24 protein-coding genes and 2 tRNA genes are annotated in these 21,968 nt (G+C 71.9%); 18 read left to right on the top strand and 8 right to left on the bottom strand.

The window, feature by feature from the left end:
* Nucleotides 1–303 precede the first annotated feature (303 nt).
* The 4 genes from AB0C36_RS36750 (at nucleotide 304) to AB0C36_RS36765 (ending at nucleotide 4,079) form a co-directional block, all read left to right on the top strand.
* Nucleotides 304–1,563 (top strand): glutamate-5-semialdehyde dehydrogenase, encoded by a 1,260-nt coding sequence (locus tag AB0C36_RS36750; RefSeq protein ID WP_358362877.1) that lies wholly within the window; start codon nucleotides 304–306, stop codon nucleotides 1,561–1,563.
* Between the two features lie 190 nt (nucleotides 1,564–1,753).
* Nucleotides 1,754–2,335: an SCO2584 family spore wall biosynthesis protein gene (locus tag AB0C36_RS36755; RefSeq protein WP_358362878.1), complete on the top strand. Its 582-nt coding sequence runs from the start codon at nucleotides 1,754–1,756 to the stop codon at nucleotides 2,333–2,335.
* Between the two features lie 179 nt (nucleotides 2,336–2,514).
* Nucleotides 2,515–2,847, top strand: a complete 333-nt coding sequence (locus AB0C36_RS36760) for an SCO2583/SCO2584 N-terminal domain-containing protein (RefSeq protein ID WP_358362879.1) — start codon at nucleotides 2,515–2,517, stop codon at nucleotides 2,845–2,847.
* A gap of 110 nt (nucleotides 2,848–2,957) precedes the next feature.
* Nucleotides 2,958–4,079, top strand: a complete 1,122-nt coding sequence (locus AB0C36_RS36765) for an SCO2583 family membrane protein (protein ID WP_358362880.1) — start codon at nucleotides 2,958–2,960, stop codon at nucleotides 4,077–4,079.
* A 7-nt stretch (nucleotides 4,080–4,086) separates the two neighbouring features.
* Here the strand turns inward: AB0C36_RS36765 and AB0C36_RS36770 are convergent, their stop codons facing one another.
* Nucleotides 4,087–5,289: a M48 family metallopeptidase gene (locus AB0C36_RS36770; protein WP_358362881.1), complete on the bottom strand. Its 1,203-nt coding sequence runs from the start codon at nucleotides 5,287–5,289 to the stop codon at nucleotides 4,087–4,089.
* Between the two features lie 239 nt (nucleotides 5,290–5,528).
* Between AB0C36_RS36770 and AB0C36_RS36775 the strand changes: the two genes are divergently transcribed.
* Nucleotides 5,529–5,690: a hypothetical protein gene (locus tag AB0C36_RS36775; protein ID WP_358362882.1), complete on the top strand. Its 162-nt coding sequence runs from the start codon at nucleotides 5,529–5,531 to the stop codon at nucleotides 5,688–5,690.
* A gap of 253 nt (nucleotides 5,691–5,943) precedes the next feature.
* Entirely contained in the window at nucleotides 5,944–7,527 is a 1,584-nt protein-coding gene (locus tag AB0C36_RS36780; protein ID WP_358362884.1) for a TerD family protein, read from the top strand.
* Nucleotides 7,528–7,618: 91 nt separating this feature from the next.
* Here AB0C36_RS36780 and AB0C36_RS36785 read toward each other — a convergent pair whose 3' ends face one another.
* The 6 genes from AB0C36_RS36785 to AB0C36_RS36810 form a co-directional block, all read right to left on the bottom strand.
* Nucleotides 7,619–7,918 carry a hypothetical protein gene (locus AB0C36_RS36785; protein ID WP_358362886.1) on the bottom strand — a complete coding sequence of 100 codons (300 nt, stop codon included), beginning with the start codon at nucleotides 7,916–7,918 and terminating at the stop codon, nucleotides 7,619–7,621.
* Nucleotides 7,915–8,184, bottom strand: a complete 270-nt coding sequence (locus AB0C36_RS36790) for a hypothetical protein (protein ID WP_358362888.1) — start codon at nucleotides 8,182–8,184, stop codon at nucleotides 7,915–7,917. The genes AB0C36_RS36785 and AB0C36_RS36790 overlap by 4 nt, the downstream gene beginning before the upstream one ends.
* Before the next feature lie 91 nt (nucleotides 8,185–8,275).
* On the bottom strand, nucleotides 8,276–9,421 hold the full coding sequence (locus tag AB0C36_RS36795) for a hypothetical protein (protein WP_358362889.1): 1,146 nt from the start codon (nucleotides 9,419–9,421) through the stop codon (nucleotides 8,276–8,278).
* A 294-nt stretch (nucleotides 9,422–9,715) separates the two neighbouring features.
* On the bottom strand, nucleotides 9,716–9,901 hold the full coding sequence (locus tag AB0C36_RS36800; RefSeq protein ID WP_358362906.1) for a hypothetical protein: 186 nt from the start codon (nucleotides 9,899–9,901) through the stop codon (nucleotides 9,716–9,718).
* 62 nt (nucleotides 9,902–9,963) lie between these two features.
* Nucleotides 9,964–10,755: a hypothetical protein gene (locus tag AB0C36_RS36805; protein ID WP_358362890.1), complete on the bottom strand. Its 792-nt coding sequence runs from the start codon at nucleotides 10,753–10,755 to the stop codon at nucleotides 9,964–9,966.
* Between the two features lie 109 nt (nucleotides 10,756–10,864).
* Entirely contained in the window at nucleotides 10,865–11,152 is a 288-nt protein-coding gene (locus AB0C36_RS36810; RefSeq protein WP_358362891.1) for a hypothetical protein, read from the bottom strand.
* A gap of 185 nt (nucleotides 11,153–11,337) precedes the next feature.
* On the opposite strand from AB0C36_RS36810, the gene AB0C36_RS36815 reads away from it, so the two are divergent.
* From AB0C36_RS36815 to AB0C36_RS36835, 5 genes are all read left to right on the top strand, one after another.
* Nucleotides 11,338–11,769: a hypothetical protein gene (locus AB0C36_RS36815; RefSeq protein ID WP_358362893.1), complete on the top strand. Its 432-nt coding sequence runs from the start codon at nucleotides 11,338–11,340 to the stop codon at nucleotides 11,767–11,769.
* Nucleotides 11,770–11,872: 103 nt separating this feature from the next.
* Nucleotides 11,873–12,487 carry a nicotinate-nucleotide adenylyltransferase gene (gene nadD, locus AB0C36_RS36820; RefSeq protein ID WP_358362894.1) on the top strand — a complete coding sequence of 205 codons (615 nt, stop codon included), beginning with the start codon at nucleotides 11,873–11,875 and terminating at the stop codon, nucleotides 12,485–12,487.
* The gene (locus AB0C36_RS36825) at nucleotides 12,484–14,679 is read left to right on the top strand and encodes an LCP family protein (RefSeq protein WP_358362896.1); all 2,196 of its coding nucleotides are present in this window, start codon (nucleotides 12,484–12,486) and stop codon (nucleotides 14,677–14,679) included. Before nadD ends, AB0C36_RS36825 begins: the two co-directional genes overlap by 4 nt.
* Nucleotides 14,680–14,777: 98 nt before the next feature.
* Nucleotides 14,778–15,194, top strand: coding sequence for a ribosome silencing factor (gene rsfS, locus AB0C36_RS36830; protein ID WP_358362897.1), 417 nt, complete (start codon nucleotides 14,778–14,780; stop codon nucleotides 15,192–15,194).
* Nucleotides 15,191–15,835 (top strand): histidine phosphatase family protein, encoded by a 645-nt coding sequence (locus AB0C36_RS36835; RefSeq protein WP_358362907.1) that lies wholly within the window; start codon nucleotides 15,191–15,193, stop codon nucleotides 15,833–15,835. The genes rsfS and AB0C36_RS36835 overlap by 4 nt, the downstream gene beginning before the upstream one ends.
* 90 nt (nucleotides 15,836–15,925) lie before the next feature.
* Here AB0C36_RS36835 and AB0C36_RS36840 read toward each other — a convergent pair whose 3' ends face one another.
* Nucleotides 15,926–16,564, bottom strand: coding sequence for a PadR family transcriptional regulator (locus AB0C36_RS36840; RefSeq protein ID WP_358362898.1), 639 nt, complete (start codon nucleotides 16,562–16,564; stop codon nucleotides 15,926–15,928).
* A gap of 109 nt (nucleotides 16,565–16,673) precedes the next feature.
* Here AB0C36_RS36840 and AB0C36_RS36845 point away from each other — a divergent pair, with 109 nt between their 5' ends.
* From AB0C36_RS36845 to AB0C36_RS36875, 7 genes are all read left to right on the top strand, one after another.
* Nucleotides 16,674–17,822 (top strand): LLM class flavin-dependent oxidoreductase, encoded by a 1,149-nt coding sequence (locus tag AB0C36_RS36845; RefSeq protein WP_358362900.1) that lies wholly within the window; start codon nucleotides 16,674–16,676, stop codon nucleotides 17,820–17,822.
* A gap of 179 nt (nucleotides 17,823–18,001) precedes the next feature.
* A complete protein-coding gene (locus AB0C36_RS36850) occupies nucleotides 18,002–18,757 on the top strand; it encodes a glucose 1-dehydrogenase (protein WP_358362901.1) in 756 nt (251 codons plus the stop codon).
* A gap of 113 nt (nucleotides 18,758–18,870) precedes the next feature.
* On the top strand, nucleotides 18,871–19,650 hold the full coding sequence (locus tag AB0C36_RS36855) for a glucose 1-dehydrogenase (protein WP_358362903.1): 780 nt from the start codon (nucleotides 18,871–18,873) through the stop codon (nucleotides 19,648–19,650).
* A 10-nt stretch (nucleotides 19,651–19,660) separates the two neighbouring features.
* Nucleotides 19,661–20,611, top strand: a complete 951-nt coding sequence (gene lipP1 / locus AB0C36_RS36860) for a LipP1 family hormone-sensitive lipase (protein WP_358362904.1) — start codon at nucleotides 19,661–19,663, stop codon at nucleotides 20,609–20,611.
* A gap of 101 nt (nucleotides 20,612–20,712) precedes the next feature.
* Nucleotides 20,713–21,489 carry a glucose 1-dehydrogenase gene (locus AB0C36_RS36865; RefSeq protein WP_358362905.1) on the top strand — a complete coding sequence of 259 codons (777 nt, stop codon included), beginning with the start codon at nucleotides 20,713–20,715 and terminating at the stop codon, nucleotides 21,487–21,489.
* Nucleotides 21,490–21,584: 95 nt separating this feature from the next.
* A tRNA-Ala gene (locus AB0C36_RS36870) sits at nucleotides 21,585–21,657 on the top strand.
* Nucleotides 21,658–21,700: 43 nt separating this feature from the next.
* Nucleotides 21,701–21,773 (top strand) — tRNA-Ala (locus tag AB0C36_RS36875).
* The last annotated feature ends 195 nt before the right edge of the window (nucleotides 21,774–21,968 follow it).

The following is a 21,968-nucleotide window of genomic DNA, read 5'->3' on the forward strand; positions in this document are numbered from 1 at the left end:
TCCAACTCCGCGAACGACTGCCGCACCTCACCGAACACGACCGCGGTCTTGTCCGGAGTACGCGCCGCCGAACGCGCCAACAAATCCGCAAGCCCATGGCGCCGGGCGCGTACGGCAGGGGTGATGGCCTTCTCCGAGGTCACAATGCACTCCGTTCGTCCTGGTCGGGGTGACATTGTGGGCCGCCGCACACTGCTGCGGAAGACGTACGCGCCACGTCGCGCCGGATTGTGTCTGCCGAGCTTCGTCTCGCCTGTCGGAAAACCCCCGGGAGCAGCCGCACCGGCTCGGTAGGCTGGGTCCATGACCAGCAGCGCATCCTCAGCCGTCCTCGACACCGCCCGCCGTGCCCGGGAGGCCGCCGCCCTGCTCGCGCCACTGGAGCGCAAGGTCAAGGATGCCGCGCTGCTGGCGATCGCCGACGCCCTGGTGGCCCGTTCCGCCGAGATCGTCAAGGCCAACGCCGAGGACGTCGCCCGGGCCCGGGAGAACGGCACCCCCGAGTCCACCGTCGACAGGCTGACGCTGACCGACGAGCGCGTCGCCGCGATCGCCGCCGACGTACGCGACGTCGTGGGCCTGCCCGACCCCGTCGGCGAGGTGGTCCGCGGCTCGACGCTGCCCAACGGCCTGGAGCTGCGCCAGGTGCGCGTGCCCCTCGGCGTGGTCGGCATCATCTACGAGGCCCGGCCGAACGTCACGGTCGACGCCGCCGCGCTGTGCCTGAAGTCGGGCAACGCGGTGCTGCTGCGCGGCTCGTCCTCGGCCTACGCCTCCAACACCGCGCTCGTCGGCGTGCTGCGCGACGCGGTCGCGTCGGCCGGCGTCCCCGCCGACGCCGTGCAGCTCGTGCCCGGCGAGTCCCGCGACAGCGTCACCGAGCTGATGCGCGCCCGCGGGCTCGTGGACGTCCTCATCCCGCGCGGCGGGGCGTCGCTGATCCGCACGGTCGTGGAGGGTTCGTCGGTGCCGGTCATCGAGACCGGGGTGGGCAACTGCCACGTCTACGTCGACGCCGACGCCGATCTGCAGATGGCCGTCGACATCCTGGTCAACTCCAAGGCGCAGCGCGTGTCGGTCTGCAACTCCGCCGAGACGCTGCTCGTGCACGCCGACATCGCGGACCGTTTCGTGCCCCTCGCGCTGGCCGCGCTCAAGGACTCCGGGGTGACCGTGCACGGTGACGAGGCGGTGCAGAAGTTCTCGGCCGACGTCGTCCCCGCGACGGACGAGGACTGGGACGTCGAGTACCTGTCGTACGACATCGCCGCGGCCGTGGTCGACTCGCTGGACGACGCGGTCGCGCACATCCGCCGCCACTCGTCGGGCCACACCGAGGCGATCGTGACGCGTTCGCAGGCCGAGGCGCGCCGCTTCGTGCGGCTGGTCGACTCGACCGCGGTCATGGTCAACGCCTCGACGCGCTTCACGGACGGCGGCCAGTTCGGCTTCGGTGCCGAGATCGGCATCTCCACCCAGAAGCTGCACGCGCGCGGGCCCATGGGCCTGCCGGAGCTGACCTCGACGAAGTACGTCGTGACCGGCGACGGCCACGTGCGGTAGCGCGTACCGGCCGGGTCGCCGCCTGCCGAACCTCGTCGCCTGTCGCCCGTGGTCGGCCCTCGGCCGGGTGATGCGGGCATGCTTTCCGACGCCCTCCCGCCTGGGATTCTCGCCCCGGTCGGGAGGGCGTTGTTGCACGTACTCGCGTATTTCGTTCCCTCCAGGGGCGTCGCGGTAATAGTGTGATTGAGTGCCCGATTCGCGAGGGCCGGAACCACCGGACGGCCTGCCGGAGTTCGGGGAGGACCCCGAGCACGCGGGGGACGAACTGTCCTCCGTGGTCTTCGACGAGCAGTTCGTCAGGGCCGCGCAGATCCACGAGCCGTCCGCGCTGGAACGCCTGCTGGCCGCCACGCCGCCGGCCGCCGAGGCCCCCGAGCCCGCGGACGGCAGCGTCCCGACCGACTTCGCGAACGGCCCGGACGACCCGTTCCCGCTCGTCGAGCCGCGTACCAGCCCCGGCTTCCGGCCGGACACCGGCATCCCGGTCGGGTACGGACCGTACGAAGAGCCGACCACCGGCCGGACGTCGTGGTGGCGCCAGTCGGTGGCCTGGGTGCTCGCGCTGCTGATGGGCATCGGTGTGGTGGCGATCGCGATCACCGCGGTCGCGCCGGGGCGCTCCGGCCAGACCCCGCCGGCCCCGCAGCCCACGGTGGGAAGCGCCGTGCCGCGCCCGGAGGTACGTACGCCCGCCGCGACCGGCTCGGGTATGACGCCGGCTGCCGCGGCGGGGCGTTCCTGCGGCGCGCCGGTGCGCGACGGCTGCTGACCCGGCGGATTCGCCGGCGAATCGGTCCATACCTCGCGTAACTCCCGGAACCCTTCCGATATTTGGCGACTGAGCCCCATACCCGGGTGCCGATGTCGCCGCCATCCGCTAGGTTTTCGCGCGTGTCTGAGCGCGAGCGTGACGGGGGCGGGTCCGCGCGACCCGGGGGATCCGACGGTATGTCGGAGGTGACGGAGGGTCAGCAGCCGCAAGGCGCCGACCCGTTCGAGGGCCTGGTCCTCGACGAGGAATTCGTGAGGGGGGCGGCGCAGAGCGAGCCTTCGGCACGCGCCAGGATGCTTGCCGAGCGCTGGCGGCACAATCCGCCGCAGAACACCGGGTTCCGTGAGGCCGCCAACAAGGAGATGCCGGGGCGCGTGCGTGCCCGGCGGGGCGGTGACGGGCCGCGGCGCACCTCCGGTCCGCGCGACCGCACCAACCTCAAGGTCGCGGTGTGGTTCGTGATAGTCGCGACGGTCCTGCTGGTGGCTTCGAGCCGCGGTCTCGTCTGAGCCCGTCTGCGGCGGGAACCCGACGAGTATGTCTGAGACCCCGTCAGGAGTGTTGTCCGCCCTGCGTTTCCGCAGTTCCGGGGGCGGCTCCGGGGACCTACCATGGAGTCATGTCCGGTCGGGGCGAACCCCCTGAAGGCAGCCGCGGGGGTGGGCCCGACGGCGACGACGAATTCCAGGCCGTCTTCGACGAGTCGTTCGTCAGCGCCGCCGTGCTCCACGAGCCATCGGCGCAGGAGCGGATGCGTACCGGGAAGGGGCCCCGGCAGCTGCGCCGGGTCTTCGGCATGCCCGCGGCCGCGTTCCAGATCGGCGTCCTGATGCTCTCGGTCGTCCTGCTGCTCGCGGGCGCCCTCTACCTGGGCGCCCGGCGCGGCGGTGGCACCGCGGCACCGCGTGCGGCCTCCGGCCCCGCGGTCCTGGTCCGCGTGTCGCTGGTGCCCGCGCAGGGCCTGGTGCTGGTCGCCACGGGCCCCGGCGGTGACCCGTTCGCGGGCAGCGCGGCGGCGGCGTGGAGCGACGGCCGCGCCGGAATCGTGCTGCCGCAGCACGGCGACACCGCGCACTTCAGCGCGGCCCAGGTACGCGAGGCGCTGGAGCAGATGCGGGACTTCGTGTACGGCACCCAACTGGACCCGGAGGTCTGGGGCGGTATGCGCCCGTGGTCCGCGGCACTCCGGTTGGAGACCGATCAGCATGCGCAGCTGACGGCGTCGTACGACCACCCCGTCGACGACGACGTGCACTCCGCGACCGGCTGGGCGACACGCTTCGACCCCGCGCAGATCGCGGTCGCCGACACGAAGGTACGCGTCTCCGCGGCCGCCACCGTCGCCGAAACCGACGACGAGGAACTGATCGTGACCGTCGACGGGGTCTTCGTGTACGCGGTCAAGGCCGTCGGCGGCGACACCTGGTCGCGCTTCGTCGTGCACCGGGCCTGGGAGTTCCAGGTCGACCGGCACGGGCTGCGCACCGGGACGATGCGGGTACGGCGCATCGTGACTATCGCGGCGCCGCAGGCGTGTACCGCCGACACGGCGGCGTTCTTCCGTCCGGTGACCGCGACGACCGCGGGGGCCGCCGCGCCAGGGGCCGTGCAGACCGCGACAGAGGCCACGACCGCTGCTGCCACCGCCACCGGTGCCGGAGCGACGGTCGAGCCCTACGACCCCCTGGTGCTCGGTACCGCGACCGCGACGACGTGCGGAGTGCTCGCGGTCGCGGTGTGACGTACCGTCAACTCCCGCTGCCGGGCGGCGGGTCGCCCGCGCCGGCGGGCCCCTCGTCGGTCCCGTTCGCGGTTCCGTTCGCGGTTCCGCTCCCAGTATCGGGCCGGGGCGCGTCGTCGGGCGCGGTCTTCGGCGGCGGGGGAGCGGTCGCGGTGCCCGTACCGCCACCGGGACGGCCGGTGAACTTGTCGCGCAGGCGCCCGCCCGCGTCGGCCGCGCCGCCCACGACGTCGCGCAGCAGCCCGAAGAGCGGGTCGGCGCTCTGGCGCACCGACTCCCGGTACGCGTCGGCCGAGGCCTTGGCCTCGTCGCGCACCGACGCGTTCGGGTCCTCGTCGCGGCGCGGGTACTCGCCCGCCAGGATCGCCTGGTACTCCGGTCCGTCCGCCCAGCGCTTGAGTTCGGCGACGCGTACGACCGGGAAGGGGTGCGAGCGCCCGAAGACGTTCATCAGCTTCAGCACGCTGTCGCGTATGTCGCCCGCGGCGTCGTACTCGGCCGCCTGGGCCAGGAACTCGTCGGTGCTCATCTCGTGCAGGTGCGAGCCGCCCGCGATCTTCATCAGCGCGCGCATCGACACGTCCGGGTCCTGGCCGACCAGCAGGCCCGCCCGGTCGCAGCTCAGTTCGGACTTGCGGAACCACTCGCGCAGGGCCGCGATCACCGCCTGGATGGCCAGCGTGCCGAGCGGGATCCCGGACAGGCTGAGCGACAGGTTCGTCAGCAGCAGGAGCATCGTGCGGTACACCGCGTGCCCGGACAGGATGTGGCCCATCTCGTGCCCGATGACCGTGCGCATCTCGTCGTCGTCCAGCAGTTCGACGAGCCCGGTCGTCACGACGATGAACGGCTTGTCCATGCCGATCGCCATCGCGTTCGGCTGCGGGTCCAGGGTCACGTAGACCTCGGGCACCTGGGGCATGTCCAGGATGTACGCGGCTTCGCGCGCCATGTCGTGCAGCCGCCGGAACTGCTGGTCGCTGGTGCGCACACTGCCCGCGAGGAACGCCAGGCGCACCGACCGCTCGGAGAGCATGCCGTGCAATTGCTTCAGGATCGCGTCGAAGCCCTGCAACTTGCGCAACGCCACGAGCGCGCTGCGGTCCGCGGGGTGTTCGTACGCCCGCGACGAGATCCCGGGGAAGCGGATGCGCTGCCGCGCCGGCAGGTTCGCGCCCTCGGCCCCCGGCTGCTTGGTCGTGTCGGGCATGGCTCGATCCCCCTCGTGGCAGAGTGCACGGTCGGTGGCGGACGCCGAAGCGGCCGACCCCCGTGTCGTCCATCCCTCAGGGTAGGCGCTCGCGGCGCACCCGACTGGGGGACAACCCTCATCAGGGCGATCCTGCGCGCGCGTGTCGAGGGGACCTTCCGTACGATGTCGTGCGCGGCCGTGTGTCCTTCGGGTGCCCGGCCATCGTCCGACGACCAGACACTTAAGGGTTGACCACGATGACCGATCAGGCCATGACCGTTCTCACCCGTCTCGCGAGCGAGGGCGGCGAGCATGGTGGCAACCACGAGAGCCTCAGCCCGATCGGCGCCGGCCTCGGCGCGTTCATCGCGCTGATCGTCCTGCTGCTCATCACGATGTCCTTCAACAAGGACCGCTGACCAGTCGGCGTGACCCTTCGTGCGACCCCTTGGCGCGACCCCTTGGTTTGACCTGTCGGAGTGACTCGTCGGCGTACGCGTCCACGTGATCGGTCGGTGTGACCGGGGCTGCCGTGACCGGCCGCCCCGGTTTTGTGCTGCCCGGCCGGCACCGCCGGGTATGGGGTTCCCGCGTCTTCCCGCCCGCCGCGCGTTAATCTTCCAGGCGGGCGCGTGGGCGGAGCGGGAGCACAGTGCACCAGGGGAGGGCGGAATGCGTACGTTCGCCATGGGCGAGAAGGCCAGACTTGCGGATCTGACCGCGGCGACCGCGCTGCGCGTCGAGGTCGCGGGCGCGGCGACGGGCACCGACATCGCGGCGTTCTGCTTCGCGCTCGACGCGGAAGGGCACATCGACTCCGATCGGCCGCCGGTGAGTTCGGCGCGGCCGGCATCGCTGGTGAGCGCGGTCGCGCTGGTGTCGGGCGGGGCGTCGGAGGCGGCGTTCGACCTGGACCTCGACGCGGTCGCACCGGAAGTCCACCGGCTGCTCTTCGTCCTGGCGTCGGTGGGGCCGGACATCGCGCTGGACGCCGGGAGCGTGGTGCTCACGGTCGACGACGAGCCGGTCGCGGCGTTCATCATGGAGCCGTCCGAGATGAAGGGGCAGCGCGCCCTGATCCTCGGCGAGGTCTATCGGCGCGACGGCTGGCGCTTCGGTGCGGTCGGACAGGGATACCGCGACGGGCTGGAGCAGTTGGTACGCGACTACGGGGCGGACCCCGGGGTCGTGCTGCTGTCGGCGGCCGCCGCGGCGGAAGCGGACGCGGAAGCGGCGGCCGAGGCGGCGGCGGCCACAGACGAAGCGGTCGACGCTGCCGAAGCAGCCGCCGAAGTGCCGGGAGCTGTCACGGAATTGCCGACGGAGCCGGCTGCCGAGGTCGCGGAGGCGCCGGAGGCCGTTCCAGAGGCCGACCCCGAGCCGGAACCCGAGTTGGAACCCGAATCGGCATCCGAGTCGGAGGCTGCCGCCGAGGTCGCGGTGGACGTCGATGCCGAGCCCGAGCCCGAAGTGGCGTCTGCCGCCGTACCCGAGCCGGCTCCGGCGCCGGAGCCCGCGCCGCAACCCGAGACCGAGACCGAGACCGAGACCGAGCCTGCCTCGGAACCCGAGCCGGAACCGCAGCCGGATCCGCATCCTGAGGCGCAATCCGAAGCCCAACCCGATGCCGAAGCCCAACCCGATGCCGATGCCGACGCCGATGCCGCGGCCGCCGAGGCCGAAGCGGAGGCCGAGCCCGCGCCGGTCCCCGGCATCCACACCTTCGAGGGCAACGGCGACCGAATACTGCGCATCTCGCGCCCGGTCGCCTCGGGCCCGGTGATTGCCGAGATCACGTGCACCGGTACCGGCAACTTCGCCGTCTGGACGCTCGATTCGAGCCTGGAGCACGACAAGCTGCTGGTCAACGAGATCGGGGCGTACCAGGGCCGCGTCCTGCTCGACGAGCGCGGCACGGTCACCGAGCGCCTGAAGATCGAGAGCAACGGCCCCTGGACCGTTGCCGTGCAGCCGCCCACGGCCGCCCCCTGGCTCACCGGTGCGGTGAGCGGTGACGGCGCCGAGGTGCTGCGGTGGACCGGCCCGCGCACCGTCGTCGCGATGACGCACAACGGCGCGAGCAACTTCATGGTGCGCGTGTACGCGGAATCGCCCGACCGGGCCGCGGATCCGTACCTCGCCTCGCTCGCCAACGCGATCGGTGCCTACGAGGGTGAGTCGATCATCCCCGCGGGGCCCTGCCTCATCGAGATCGAGGCCGACGGCGACTGGACGGTCACTCCCGAGCGGGGCTGACGAATCGCGTGGACCAGGAGCGCTGGCCGGCAGCGCCGGACGGTGGGGCGTACCCGGGGAACTCCCGGATACGCCCCACCGTTCCGCGTCATCACCGCACCGCTCCGCGCTCGTTGTCGGCCGCTCTCACCGCCCGGTGGCCTGCCACGCGGATATGCAGAGTCCGCTCAGGCCGGTGAGGGCGGCGACGGACGGCAGGGGCCAGCGGGCGCGACACGCAGATGCGCGCGTCGTGTTCGTCCAGCACCTTGTCCGCCTGGTCCGCGCGTTGCAGCAGCAGCGCCAAGTCGCCTCGCGTCGTGGCGAAGCCGACGTCGACGCTGCGCCGCAGTTCGGCCAACTCCAGTGCCACTGAAGCCGGGTCGTGGGTCTCGGTACTTCGTGTCATCATGCGGCCTCCCCGGGTACCGGATCCGCCTCGTCGGGCCCCTCTTCGACGGCACTGTGCTCCGGCGCCGTGTCGGGAATCGTGTCGGGAATCGGGTCGCGGATCAGACCGAAGATCAGACCGAAGATCAGACCGAGGATCGGGTCGAGGACGGTCTCCGGGGTTCCGGTCAGCGAGTCGCGGCCCGTGGCCGCCGGCGGGACGGCTCTGGGGCCGGGGCCGTCGGCGGACTCCGCGTACCGGACGTCGCGTTGCATGGGAATGATCATGGTGGCGGCCTCCTGTCGGTTGGATGAGCCGCTCCGGCCGGGCCGGTCGGACGGCTTGGTGCGCTCGAAGTCGCTTGGTGGAAGCGGTCGTTCAGCCACTCGGCACCGGTACGGGAACGACTGTCGTGGCCGGCGCCTCGGCGGCCGCGCCGAGTGTCAGCCGGACGGTTTCCGGGGTCCCGGGGGCGGGTGTCTCGACCGCAACACCGACGACCCGCAGGCGCCGCTCTGGGCCGCATTCGTTCGGGCGCCTGTCGAGGCGTAGCCGGACATGACGACCCATCAGCGACGGGGCGGTGCGCGGGTCCAGGCGTACCGTCGCGTCGAGCGCGGCGGGTGCGTGCCAGGCGGCGCGCAGGGCGTCCTGCGCCTCGGCGTCGAGGGCCTCGCGTCGCCCGCACTCCGGGGCGTCCGAGGCGCCGTCCAGGCGCGGCCAGGTGAGGTCGGCGTCCGCCGGGTGCAGGACGTCGGTGATCTCCCAGACGTGCGACATGAGGCGCCCCGCACCGCCGGTCCGGGAGCCGCGGCTTCGCCACATCGTGGCCTTGCGTGTGCCGTCGTGTGTGTACGCGTACCCGAGCACCGCCCCCGGTCCGTCCAGCGCGAGGTCGGGCAACTCGGGGGCCAGCACCGGGTAACCGAGGTCGAGCCGCTTGCTGCGGTATCCGGTCACCGGCTCGCGGGTGCTCGCGATATGCCACTCGAACCCGTCGCGGCGGTCGGCCAGTTGCCGCAGCGCCTCGCCGATGCGCATCAGGTCGAAGTCGGCGTGTCGGGCACGCCGTTGCACACCTGACATGACGGTGTCGGAGGTGGTGATGCCGATGTGGCTGTTCGGCTGGGCCTGGGCCTGTTCGACCAACTCCCGGGCCAGCACCAGTTGGTCGACGGCCGTGTCGCTCTCCTTGCCGGCGTACAGGATCCGGTGGTCGAGGTAGCTGTCCCAGGTGGCGGCGACGACCTTCAGGGCGTCGCCCGCGAGTCCGCTGTGCCGGGTCGTACGCCAGACCACGCCGCCCCACCAGATGTCACCGCCGCGCTGTACCCACACGGCGGTGCGCGCGGGGACGACGGCCTCGGCGCGACCCGCCGCGTCGGTGTCCGGCAGCGCGAAACGTCCGGTCAGGGTGCCCCCGCCGCCGATGCGGTCGTCGAACCGCACGTGGTCGAGGGGGAAGGAATCGATGATGTCGTCCGTCCGCAGGTCGCAGAACAGGGCTCGGAAGGGCGTGGTCATGGGTCTGTCGCCTTCTGGTGGGGAGGGCTGTGCGGAACGCGGAACGGCCCGCCGACACGGGGTCGACGGGCCGTTCATCAGCGGGCCGTTCTCGGGCGGGCCCTTCGAGGTCGGGCCGTCCGGGAGCGCGCCTTTCGGGAGGGGCCGTTCGGGAGGGGCCGCTCGGGGAGTCGGCGCGGGCCGCAACTCCCTTGCGGGACAAGCAAAACGGCGAAGCGATGCCCCCTCGGTGGGCACAGCTTCGCCGCTGCCTCAAGTGTGATCGATCGCCGCTGGATTCGCAAGTTTGTTCGACTAAGGCACTCGAACGGAGTCCCTCGTCCGGCGGTGCACGGCGCGCTCCGCACGGAACACGTCCTCCAGTCGGAAGAGGTTCTCCCGGCCCCGCCTGCCCGCCGGGGCCAGGTGCCCCAACTGCACCCATTTCCTGATCGTCGCCGGTACCACTTGAACCTCCGGGGCGGCCTCACCGGCCGTCAGGAGGACCGGCGTCGCCGCACCGGCACGCGGACGGCCCGCCGCGCTCGCCCCGTCCCACCCGATCACGCCGCCACCTCCGCGAGGTCGTCCACGGTGCACCCGACCAGGACGGCCAACTCGGCCCACTCCGCCCGCTCCCAGCGGTGCCGCGCCCCCGGGACGTGGTGGCACGCGCATCCCTCGTCCTCGCACCGGCACCCGGGATTGACGCACAGCACGATGTGCCGCGAGGTGAACGCCCGCAACGACACGGAGTCGCACAGCGGGCAGCGCGGACGGATGCGGCGGATCGGCTCGGTGTCGCCCAGGACACGTGCACACCGGCGGGCCATGCGCCGCAGTTCGGCCAGCACGTGCTCGGCCAGGTCGGCGTCCCGGCCGATCGGATCGAGCAGCCGCAGTACGCGGACAAGACGCGTGGGTACGTCCGCCGGCCGTGGCGAGGGGAGGCCGAGACGGTCGTGCACGGCCTCCTCCAGTTCGCCGAGGCTCGCGGTGATGTCCATGTCGGTGTCGAGAGCCGACAGGCGCAGCGGGGCGCCGCCCGGACCGCCGGGGACGAGCCCGCGCTGCGTGTTCCACAGGGCCGCGGCGCGGTCCTCGGCCGCCTCGTTGTCGAGGCGAGCGGCGGCCTCGGGCGGGACGGGCGCGACTGCCTGGGCCGAAGCGGCCGAGACCGGGGCCGCGTACGCCGGTCTGCCGAGTCCGCCGCCCGCTGCCATCTCCTCCCTCAGCTCCGGGAATTGGCGCAGCAGCGAGTCGATGGCTCGGCGGGCGCGCTCGGCGAAGCCGTCGCGGCGGGGTGGTCGGCGTCGCGGGTTGCGCGGATTTCGCGGTTCGTCGGTACGGGTCACGGGGTCCTCCTGACGCGGGTGCGGGCGGGGGAGGGGAAGTGCGGCCGACGCGTGCACGATGCCGGCCGATGCCTGCGCGATGCCTGCTCGGCGCGTGCTCGTCATGTGCTCACCGCACGCGGGCGCGGCGCCCCACGGCCATCTGGAGACGGGTCCATGCCTCGCTCCCGACGACGAGGGTCGTGGTTCCGTCCGCGTGGGCCGTGGCGGCCCGGAGCGATACGAGGAGGCCGTGGAGTGCGGCCCGCAACTCGGCGTCGGAGCGCGCGGTGCGGCTCAACCGGGCCAGTTCGACGTCCAGTTCCCTGAGCGCGTCGAGGGCGCGGTTCCGCGGGGCGGTGCGACCCGTTCTGTCGGACTCCCTGACGGGCTCTGTGCCGGGCTGGGGATTGCTCATGTCGGACACTCTTCGATCTCGCTCGCAGCATCGAACACTCGTTCGATCGCGGCACCACGTTAGCGGTCTGCGTACAACCTGTCCACGCAATGCGTACCGTGTGGCGTACACCGTCGTAGCGGACGGGTACGCTGCGTGTCGGCAGGTGGCGCACAACGGGGCGCGGCATCCGGGGAACGGGAGCGATGGACCGGCTCAAGCAGCTCGTCGAGGGCTGGATCGACGCGGAACCGGGGCGCAACGCCCGGCGCCTCGCCGACGCCGCGGGCGTCAGCCGCACCACGGTCTACTCACTGCTGAGTCGGACCCAGCAGTCCCGGCGCATGGTCGAACGCGCCACGCTGGAAGCCCTCGCGGCCGGCATGGGCATGCATCCGAACCTCCTCATCGAGGCCGCGCGCGACGACGCCGGCTACTGGACCGAGGACGTGCGCGCCGCGACCAGCCCGCGCGTCCGCGCGCTCCAAGCCGCACTCGACGACCTGACCGAGGCCGAGGCGGAAGAGGTCGCCGAGGTCGCGGAAGTGGTGCTGCGCCGGGTGCTGGCACGCCGCGCCGCCGCGGGGCAGTTGCCGCTCGGCGGCGTACCGGACCAGCGCTCGGGATCGGGCGTCTGACCCCCCTCCGCGCGCTGCCGAACGGGGGTGCGCCGCGCCGGAAGCGGGCCCGACGACGCGGCTCCGTGTTCAACCGGAACCCGGCCCTATAGATTGGCCGCCCATGGACGATGGCACGGCACAGCGCAACAGACGCGTGGGCGTCATGGGCGGCACCTTCGACCCCATCCACCACGGCCACCTCGTGGCCGCGAGCGAGGTCGCGGGCCTGTTCGAACTCGACGAGGTCGTCTTCGTGCCCACCGGCGAGCCGTGGCAGAAGAGCGGGCGCGAGGTCTCCCCCGCCGAGGACCGGTACCTCATGACCGTCATCGCCACCGCGTCCAACCCGCGCTTCTCGGTCAGCCGCGTCGACATCGACAGGCCGGGCCAGACGTACACCGTGGACACCCTCAAGGACCTGCGCAGTGCGTCGGGCGAGGGCACGGAGCTGTTCTTCATCACCGGTGCCGACGCCCTCGCGCAGATCTTCTCCTGGCGCAACGCCGGGGAACTGTTCGAGCTCGCGCACTTCATCGGTTGCACCCGGCCCGGCCACACGTTGTCCGACCCCGGATTCCCGGACGGCGGCATCAGCCTGGTCGAGGTGCCCGCACTGGCCATCTCGTCGACCGACATCCGGCGCCGTCAGCAGGACGGCGAACCGGTGTGGTACCTGGTGCCGGACGGGGTCGTGCAATACATCAGCAAGCGAGGGCTGTACCGAGGGGCGACGTGACCGGATCGGGCGAACGGCGTGACGGACGGCCGTACGAGGGCCATCGGGACGGCGACCCCGGGTACGACCCGGAGGCCTACCCCGCGGGCCCGTACGGCGGGTACGACCCGGGGCAGGACCCGGGCTACGGCCAGGGGTACGCACCCGATCCGGCCTACGGCTACGACCCGCGGCAGCAAGGCGGTCCGCAGGGCCACCAGCAACCGGGGCAGCACCGAGGGCAGCAGCAAGGCGGCCAGTACGGCGGGCAGTTCGGGCAGGACCAGGGCGCCGCGCCGGGCTACCCGGGCCCGTACGAGTCGAGCGCGTACGAGACCCCCGCGTACGACGCGCAGTCCTACGAGAGTCCCGCCTACGAGACCCCGAACTACGGTTCGCCGCAGTACGGCGCTCCCGGCACCGACTCCGGCGGATACGCGTCCGGCGGCTACGAGGCCGTGGGCTACGAGCAGTCCGCCTACGGCTACGACCCGGGCGCCCAGCCCGGAAGCGGGTACGGCGGCTCCGGCTCGTACGGCGCCGTCCCGCCGCCCGCTCAAGCTCCCTCCGCCGAGTACGACTCCGGCGCGTATGCCGCCTACGACGGCCAGACCTACCCGCAGTCCGCCCCCGAGCGCGCCACCGGCGCCGGCGCGGCAGGCGGCGCGGCCGCCGAGCCCCGGGTGCGGCGTACCGGATCCACGAACCCGACCGGGGCGACCAGCACGACCGGTTCGTTCCGCGTGCAGGTCCCCACACCCGCGCAGCCCGGCGAGATGCCCGCCCGGCCGAGCCGTCCCGCCGGACGCCCTGCCCCGCAGGCCCCCGAGAGCCCGCCGATCCCCGGGCAGCAGGGTTCGGGGCAGCAGAGTCCGGGGCAACCGGGCCCGCGGCCGTCGGGCTCCCGGCGGCCCGGGCCGCCCCGCCCCGGCACCCAGGGCGGCCCGACCTCCGGCCGACCCGGGCCCAACCGTGAGCGCGTCGGCTACGCGGCCGACGAGTTCGACTTCGTCGACGACGACGCCGAAGAGTCCGAAGACGTCATCGACTGGCTGAAGTTCGCCGAGACCCGGTCGGAGCGCCGCGACGAGCGGCGCCGCCAACTGCGGAACCGCGCCGTCGCGGTGGTGGCCGCGCTCGTGGTGGTGGCGGCCGGCGTGGGCGGCTACTTCGCGTACGACAAGTGGTGGGGCGGCGACTCCAAGCAGGCCGCGCAGGCGACCGGCGGAGCGGTGCTCATACAGCTACGCGGGACCGACGGAACGACCACCGCCAGCGCGGTACTTGCCGACGACCCGGTGCGCGGCAGCGCGTCGATGATGACCGTCGCGTCGGTGACCATCGTCAACACCGCGGGCGCCGGGCCCATGCCGATCGCCGACGTCATGGTCAACGACGGCGCAGGGGCCTCGCGTGACGCGCTCGCGCAGCTCATGGGCGTGAAGCTGAACGGTTCGTGGGTGGTCAGCGAGCCGGTTCTGCAGGGGCTGGTCGACATGGTCGGCGGCATCGAACTCACCGCCGACGCCGAGGTCAAAAGCCCCGACGGTGCGGTGCTGCTGCCGGCCGGGCCGTCCGCCAACGTCCGCGGCAACGCGGCGCGCGCGTACGCCGCCCTGCGCATCACCGGCGAGCCGCCGACGCGCGGGGCCGAACGGTTCGGCCGCGTCCTCCAAGGCGTGCTCAAGGTGCTGCCCAACGACCCGGGCTACGTCGCCGACGTGCTGCGCAACCTCGCCAACATCGCCGACCCGTCGCTGCCCGACGACCGCCTCGCCGCGGTGCTGACGTCGATGGCCAAGGCGGTGCAGGCGCAGAAGTTCAAGTCCGCCGACCTGCCGGTGCGTCCCGACGGCATCCTCGACGTCGCCGCGGCCGGGCCGGTCGTCAAGGACCTGCTGGGCGGCAGCGTGCAGGTGGCCAAGGCCGACGGGCCCGCGCGCGTCATGATCACCGACGCCAGCGGCAAGTCCGGCGCGCAGGAGGCCGCCCGGATCAAGGTCGTGAACGCGGGCTACTCCTACGTGCCCGGCGGGGCCGTCGAGCCCAAGGCCCGGCCGGCGTCGACCGTCCAGTACTCCGACGACGCGCGCCGCGAGGCGGCGGTGCAGACGGCGCTCACGATCGGCCTGACGGAGGCGGTCGTGCAGAAGATCGACGGCGAGATGCTGGCCGACGTCGTGGTCACCCTCGGCCAGGACTTCAAGCCGTAGGTCGGACAAGGGGTGGCCGCGCGGTTACTCGGCGGCGGCCACCCCGCACGGTGTGAGAACCTGGAAGGCGTCCCTCGTCGCCTGAAGAAAAGCAGATCGTGACCGCCACAACCCACGCCATCGAGCTCGTCAACGCCGCCGCCGAGGCGTGCGCGGAAAAGCTCGCGACGGAGACCGTCGCGTACGACGTCAGCGAGGTCGTCGGCATCACCGACGCCTATGTCCTCGCTTCCGCACCCAACGACCGCCAGGTGAAGGCGATCGTCGACGAGGTCGAAGAGCGGCTGCGGGCGCTCGGCGCCAAGCCGGTCCGCCGTGAGGGGGACCGCGAGGCCCGCTGGGTCCTGCTCGACTTCATCGACATCGTCGTCCACGTGCAGCACGCCGAGGAGCGCGCCTACTACCGCCTCGAAGGGCTCTGGAAGGACTGCCCCAAGATCGAGCTGCCGGAGTCGGTGCAGCGTGTCAACGCCGAGCGCGCCGAGGCCGGTGCCGCGATTGAGGACGCGAGCTGAGCGGGCAGGGCGGCCGCCGCGTCCTGCTGTGGCGGCACGGGCAGACGACGTGGAACGTCGAGCGGCGCTTCCAGGGGCAGACGGACATCCCGCTCACCGAGGCCGGGCTCGCGCAGGCGACCCGGTCCGCGCGGCTGCTCGCGGCGCTGCGGCCGGACGCGATCCTGTCGTCCGACCTGACGCGCACCGCGAACACGGCGGCCGAACTCGCGCAGCTCACGGGGCTCTCGGTGACCCTCGACGAAGGGCTGCGGGAGACGTACGCGGGGCACTGGCAGGGGCTGACCAACCGCGAGATCGAGGAGCGCTTCCCGGAGCAGTTCGCGGCCTGGCGGCGGGGTGAGCCGGTGCGCCGCGGCGACGGCGAACTGGAGACCGAGGTCGCCGACCGGGCGGTGCCCGCGATCGAACGCGCGGTCGAGAAGCTGCCCGAGGGCGGCACCCTCGTCGTGGTGTCGCACGGCGGCACCATCCGGTGCGCGATCGGCCGCATGATCGGCCTGCCCGAGGACACCTGGGGCTCGCTCGGCGCGCTGTCGAACTGCTGCTGGTCGGTCCTGGGATCGGGGGCGCGCGGCTGGCGGCTGCTGGAGCACAACGCGGGCACGCTGCCCGAGCCGGTGCTCGGCGACGAGGTCTGACCCGGACAGGTCCGGCAATTCCGGCTCTTCCGGCGGTGCACATCTGACGCTTCAACAGGGGCGGTGCCTATCGGCGCCGCCCCTGCGTCGTCACTGCCGCTTCTGCGCGGCCTGCTCGTTCTGTGCGTTCCCCGCGGGCGGGCGTTCGGCCACGTGCACGTCGCCGTGCTCGAAGAGTTCGTCGAGGTCGGCCAACATGCCCTCGGCCAGGTCGCGTTCGGCCTGGTAGTAGCGCTCGCTCCACTTGAGTACGAGCGCCGGGAAGGGCCAGCGGTCCTGTGCGGTGTCCTCGGACGCCAGCACCTCGGCGAGCGTACGGTCCGCCCAATCCCGGTGCTCCACAAGCGTCTTGCGCAGCTCCTCCGGCTCGGACAGGTGCCCCATCCACACGCGCAGCGCGACGCCGTGCTTGAGCACCGGCGGGCCGGCCGGCGTGTCGCGCGCCCAGGTGGCCAGGGCCTGCTGCCCGGCCTCGGTGATGGAGTAGAGGCGCTTGTTGCGCAGCTCGTCCTGCGACGCGATGCGCGACACCGCGAACCCGAGCTGCTCCAGGCGCTTGAGCTCGGTGTAGATCTGGCTGAGCGCCGGGCTCCAGTAGAAGAAGCGGAGCGAGGAGTCCGCCCACTTCTTCAGGTCGTACCCGGAGCGCTCGCCGGGGAAGGACAGCAACCCCAACACCGCCCACGCGGTGTTCGGCAGCTTCGGCAATGGTGCCGACGACTCGCTCATCGGTGTCCCTCCCTCTGGTGCAACTGATTCTACGTCAGCTCAGCTCTTGACGTCGCAGTCAGTCATACATCTAATTGGAGTATTCCGCGCCAGACCCCAGGAGTACGGCATGCAGTTCTCGATGATCTTCGAGGCCCAGATGGCCAATCCGACCGCCGAGCACGAGCGGCAGGTCATCCTCGACTCGGTCGAGCAGGCCGTCTACGCCGAGGAGATGGGCTTCGACCGCATCTGGGCCGTCGAGCACCACTCGACCAAGTGGTACTCGCACATGAGCGCCCCGGAGATCTTCCTGACCTGGGTCGCGGCGCGCACGTCGCGGATCCGCATCGCGCACGGCGCCGTCTGCATGCCCTTCAACTTCAACCACCCGGCGCGCGTCGCCGAGCGCATAGGCATGCTCGACACCCTGTCCGGCGGACGCCTCGACGTGGGCGCGGCCCGCGGCGGCACGCTGCAGGAGACCAGCCTCGTCGGCGCCGACATCGAGCGCACCAAAGCCGAGGTCGAGGAGGCGCTGCGCATCATCGGCGCCGCGTGGCAGCAGGACGAGCTCGAGTACGACGGCGAGCTCATGAAGATCTCGCCCCACCCGATCCTGCCGCGCCCCGTGCAGACCCCGCACCCGCCGCTGTTCCTCGCGTGCAGCAAGCAGCCGAGCCTCGTCGAGGCCGCCAACATGGGCGTCGGCGCGCTCGTGCTCGGCTTCGCGGGTCCGGAGGAGGTCGCGAACCTCAACAAGATCTACCGCGACGCGATCGACGCCCGCGACGGCAGCCAGTTCGTCTCCACCGTGCAGAACAACCACCTTGTGGCGCTGTGCCCGACGATCGTGGCCGAGGACGGCCAGAAGGCCCGCCAGATCGGCGCCCGCGGCCAGCGCTTCTTCGCGCAGTCCATCGCGCACTGGTTCTCCGGCGGCAAGTCGGGCATCCCGGACGAGGCCGTCGTCGACGGCGTCGACCACGTCAAGGAGATCCAGGACGCCGCCGAGCAGCAGGTCGCCATGCTGCACGAGGCGAAGATCCCGGTCACCGTGAACGCGACCGCGACGTACAACATCAACCACGCGTACGGCACCGCCGAGGACGCGATCGGCTACGTGCAGAAGCTGATCGACGCCGGCGCCGACGAGATCATGTGCCTCATCCAGATGGGCACCGTGCCGCAGGAGGCGTGCATGGAGACCATCCGGATCTGGGGCGAAGAGGTCATCCCGCACTTCCGCAAGAAGTACGGCGAGAGCTTCGGCGCCTGACGCCGCATCAGACCGGGTCGCCCGTTCCGGTGCGGAGGACTGGAACGGGCGACCCGACCCATGTGTAATCCGTACGGGATCCCGCACGGCCGTCCTGCCCGCGCCGACCACGCGTCGGTGCCGCGCGTCCGGCCGACGGCGGGGACGACGCGCAGCGCCGAGGCGAGGGGTACGACGACATGACGAGCCTGACCGGGAAGGTCGCGATCATCACGGGGGCCGCGCGCGGCATGGGCGAGGCGGAGGCCCGCCTGTTCGCCGAGCGCGGCGCGAAGGTCGTCATGACCGACATCCTGGAGGACGAGGGCCGTGCGGCCGCCGAGAAGATCGGCGACGCGGCGGTGTTCGTACGCCACGACGTGTCCTCCGCCGAGGACTGGGCCCGCGTGGTCGGCATCGCGACCGAGACCTTCGGTGGCGTCGACGTCCTGGTCAACAACGCGGGCCTGCTGCGGCACGCGCTCGTGATGGAGGAGACGGCGGAGAACCTCGACCGCATCCTCAAGGTCAACCTGTTCGGCGCGTTCCACGGCATCCAGGCGGTCGTCCCGTCGATGATCGCGCGCGGCGGCGGCTCGATCGTCAACATCTCGTCGCTCGCGGGGCTGCAGGGCATCCCCAGGCACGGGGCGTACGGCGCCTCCAAGTGGGCGGTGCGCGGCCTGACCAAGACCGCCGCGCTGGAACTCGGCGAGGACGGCATCCGGGTCAACTCGGTGCACCCCGGCGGCGTCGACACCGCGATGCTCGGGCGCGAGGTCACCCGGGGCCGCGGCGGGTTTCCGGCCGTGCCGCTGCGCCGGGTGGGGGAGCCGGAGGACATCGGCGAGTTGGTGGTGTTCCTGGCCTCGGACGCGTCGTCGTGGATGACCGGGACCGAGTTCGTCATCGACGGCGGCTCGACGGCGGGCATCGTGCCGCCGATGCGCGGCTGACCGCTGCCGACCGGACCAGAGTGCCCCTTTCTGCTATACAACTTTTAGTTGTACTCTGCATGTATAGCCCGCGCCGGCCGCGCGGGCGACGTACGACGAAGGAAGCGATCACCATGGCGGAACTCCAGGGCCCGAACCTGGCGGGCAAGGTCGTCATCATCACCGGCGCGGCCGGCGGACTCGGCGCGGCCGCCGCCCGCCAGGTCGTCGCGGGCGGCGGCAAGGTCGTCATCACCGACCTGCAGGAGGAACTCGGCGCCAAGACGGCCGCGGACCTGGGGGAAAACGCCCGCTTCCACGCGCACAACGTCACCGACCCGGATCAGTGGCAGACCGTCGTCGACTTCACCCTGGCCGAGTTCGGCAGGATCGACGGCCTGGTCAACAACGCCGGCGTCACCGCGGGCGGCCCGTTCACGCAGGAGACGCTGGAGAACTTCGAGCGCGTCATCAAGGTCAACCTGACCGGCGTGTGGATCGGCATGCAGGCCGTGATCCCCGCGATGAAGCAGGCCGGGGGCGGCTCGATCGTCAACATCTCCTCCGCCGCGGGCCTGATGGGCCTGCCCTACACCGGCTCCTACTCGGCGGCCAAGTGGGCCGTGCGCGGCATCGGCAAGACCGCCGCCATCGAACTGGCCGGCGACAAGATCCGCGTCAACTCCGTGCACCCCGGCATGATCTACACCCCGATGACCGCCGTCGTGGGCGTCAAGCCGGGCGAGGGCGGCTACCCCAAGGCCCCGATGGGCCGCGCGGGCGACGCGGACGAGGTCGGCTCGGCTGTCGCGTACCTGCTGTCCGACGCCGCCTCGTACGTCACCGGCGCCGAACTCGCCGTCGACGGCGGCTGGACCGCCGGACCCACCGTCGGCAACGTCGTGGAAGGCTGAGGCGAAACAGATGCCGGCACAGGCCCCCGAGCCCGCGGTCCGCGGCCTCATAGACGCGATGACCTCGGTTTTCCCGCAGGTCGGCACCGAGATCGACGACGCCGTGCAGGCGCGCACGATCCTGGCCGCGGCACCCAAGTCGCCCGCGCCCGAGATACCCGTGGCCGAGGTACGCGACCTCGCGGTCCCCGGTCCCGGCGGCGACATCCCGGTCCGCGTGTACCGCCCGGACGGCAGCGCGCCCGCCGACGTCCTCCCCGTCGTCGTCTTCTGCCACGGCGGCGGCTGGGTGCTGTGCAGCGTCGACACCTACGACTCGTCGGTCCGCGCCCTCGCGAACGCCACCGGCGCGGTGTTCGTCTCCGTCGACTACCGGCTCGCACCCGAGACACGGTTCCCGGGGGCGGCCGAGGACGCGTACGCCGCCTACGCCTGGGCGCGCGCGAACGCCGCCGAGATCGGCGGCGACCCGGCGCGCGTCGCGGTGGCCGGCGACTCCGCGGGCGGCAACCTCGCGGCGGCCGTCGCACTCATGGCACGCGACCGCGGAGTCGCGCAGCCGACGTTCCAACTGCTGCTCTACCCGGTGCTCGACCACCGGCGGGCCACGGAGTCGTACCGCGAGAACGCCGAGGGCTACTTCCTGACCGCCGCGCAACTGGCGTGGTTCTGGACGCAGTACATCGGCCCGGACGGCGACCCGGCGCACCCGTACGCCTCACCCGGCACGGCCGACGATCTCAGCGGCCTGGCACCGGCGTTCGTGGTGGCACCTGCCCTCGACCCGCTGCGGGACGAGGGCGTCGCGTACGCCCGGCGCCTCGCCGAGGCCGGCGTGGTCGCGTCGTACGGCGTCTACGAGGGCATGTTCCACGGCGCCATCGGCATGGGCGCGCTGGTGCCGACCGCCGCGACCGCGTTCGCCGAGGCGACCGAGGCGTTGCGCAAGGCGCTGGCATAGCGAAAGACCGTATCGCCGAACGGGGGTGGCGCCGACAGGTGCCGCCCCCGTTCGGCGCTCGACCACCGAAATCCGCCGTTCCCCAAGAGAAGGTGAGCACCATGGCACCCCAACTCGCCGACCAGCTCGACGGCAAGGTCGCAATCATCACCGGCGCCGCGCGCGGCCAAGGCGAGGCCGAGGCACGCCTGTTCGTCGCCCGGGGCGCGCGCGTGGTGCTCACCGACCTCCTGGAGGAGGAGGGCGAGAAGGTCGCCGCCGAACTCGGCGACGCCGCCCTCTTCGTCCGGCACGACGTCTCGTCGCAGGAGGACTGGGCGAAGGTCGTCGCCACTGCGCTGGAGAACTTCGGCCGGGTCGACGTCCTCGTCAACAACGCGGCCATCTACTGGACCAAGCCGTTCGAGCACGAGACCGTCGACGGACTCGACCGCATCTTCAAGGTCAACTTCCAGGGCGTGTTCCTCGGCATGCAGGCCGTCCTGCCGACCATGAAGGCGCAGCGCGCCGGCTCCATCGTCAACATCTCGTCGCAGTCCGGCCTCGAAGGCCTGCCGTCGCACGCCGCCTACGGCGCCACCAAGTGGGCGGTACGCGGGCTGTCGAAGACGGTGTCGCTGGAGGTCGCCGAACACGGCGTACGCATCAACTCGGTCTACCCCGGCGTCATCGACACCCCGATGATCGCCAAGGTCGGCGTCGAGCGCGGCCCGGGAAAGTTCCCGGCCGTACCGCTGCGCCGCGTCGCCGTCCCGGAAGAGGTCGCCGAGACCGTCGCCTTCCTCGCCTCCGACGCTTCGTCCTACATGACCGGCGCCGAGCTCGTCGTCGACGGCGGCATGACAGCAGGCGCCGTACCCCCGCCTGGACGCTACTGACCTGCGCTTTTGCCGCCAGGCATATCGGTTAGGAACTTGGCACGGCGAGCATGTAAAGTAATCCCTGGCCAGCCGGGCGACCGGCTGCCGGGTGAGGGGCTATAGCTCAGCTGGTAGAGCACCTGCATGGCATGCAGGGGGTCAGGAGTTCAAGTCTCCTTAGCTCCACTCACAACACAACTGAACCGGACACCCGCTCGGGCGTCCGCAAGGGGCTATAGCTCAGCTGGTAGAGCACCTGCATGGCATGCAGGGGGTCAGGAGTTCAAGTCTCCTTAGCTCCACAAAGTCTTTGGACGCCCCCTGCCCGCAGAAAGCGCGGGCGGGGGGCGACTTTGTTTTTTGGCGGCTTCGCCGCTGGGCGGGGGCTTCGCCACCCGCACCCCCCTCCTCTGCGGGGTGTTCTGGCTCGGGTGGTGGGTGCGGTTGGGTGGGGCTGTCCGCTTCGGGGCGGTCTGCTGGGTGATGGTGTTCCGCCC

This window comes from Streptodolium elevatio (assembly GCF_040649515.1).
Classification (GTDB): domain Bacteria; phylum Actinomycetota; class Actinomycetes; order Streptomycetales; family Streptomycetaceae; genus Yinghuangia; species Yinghuangia elevatio.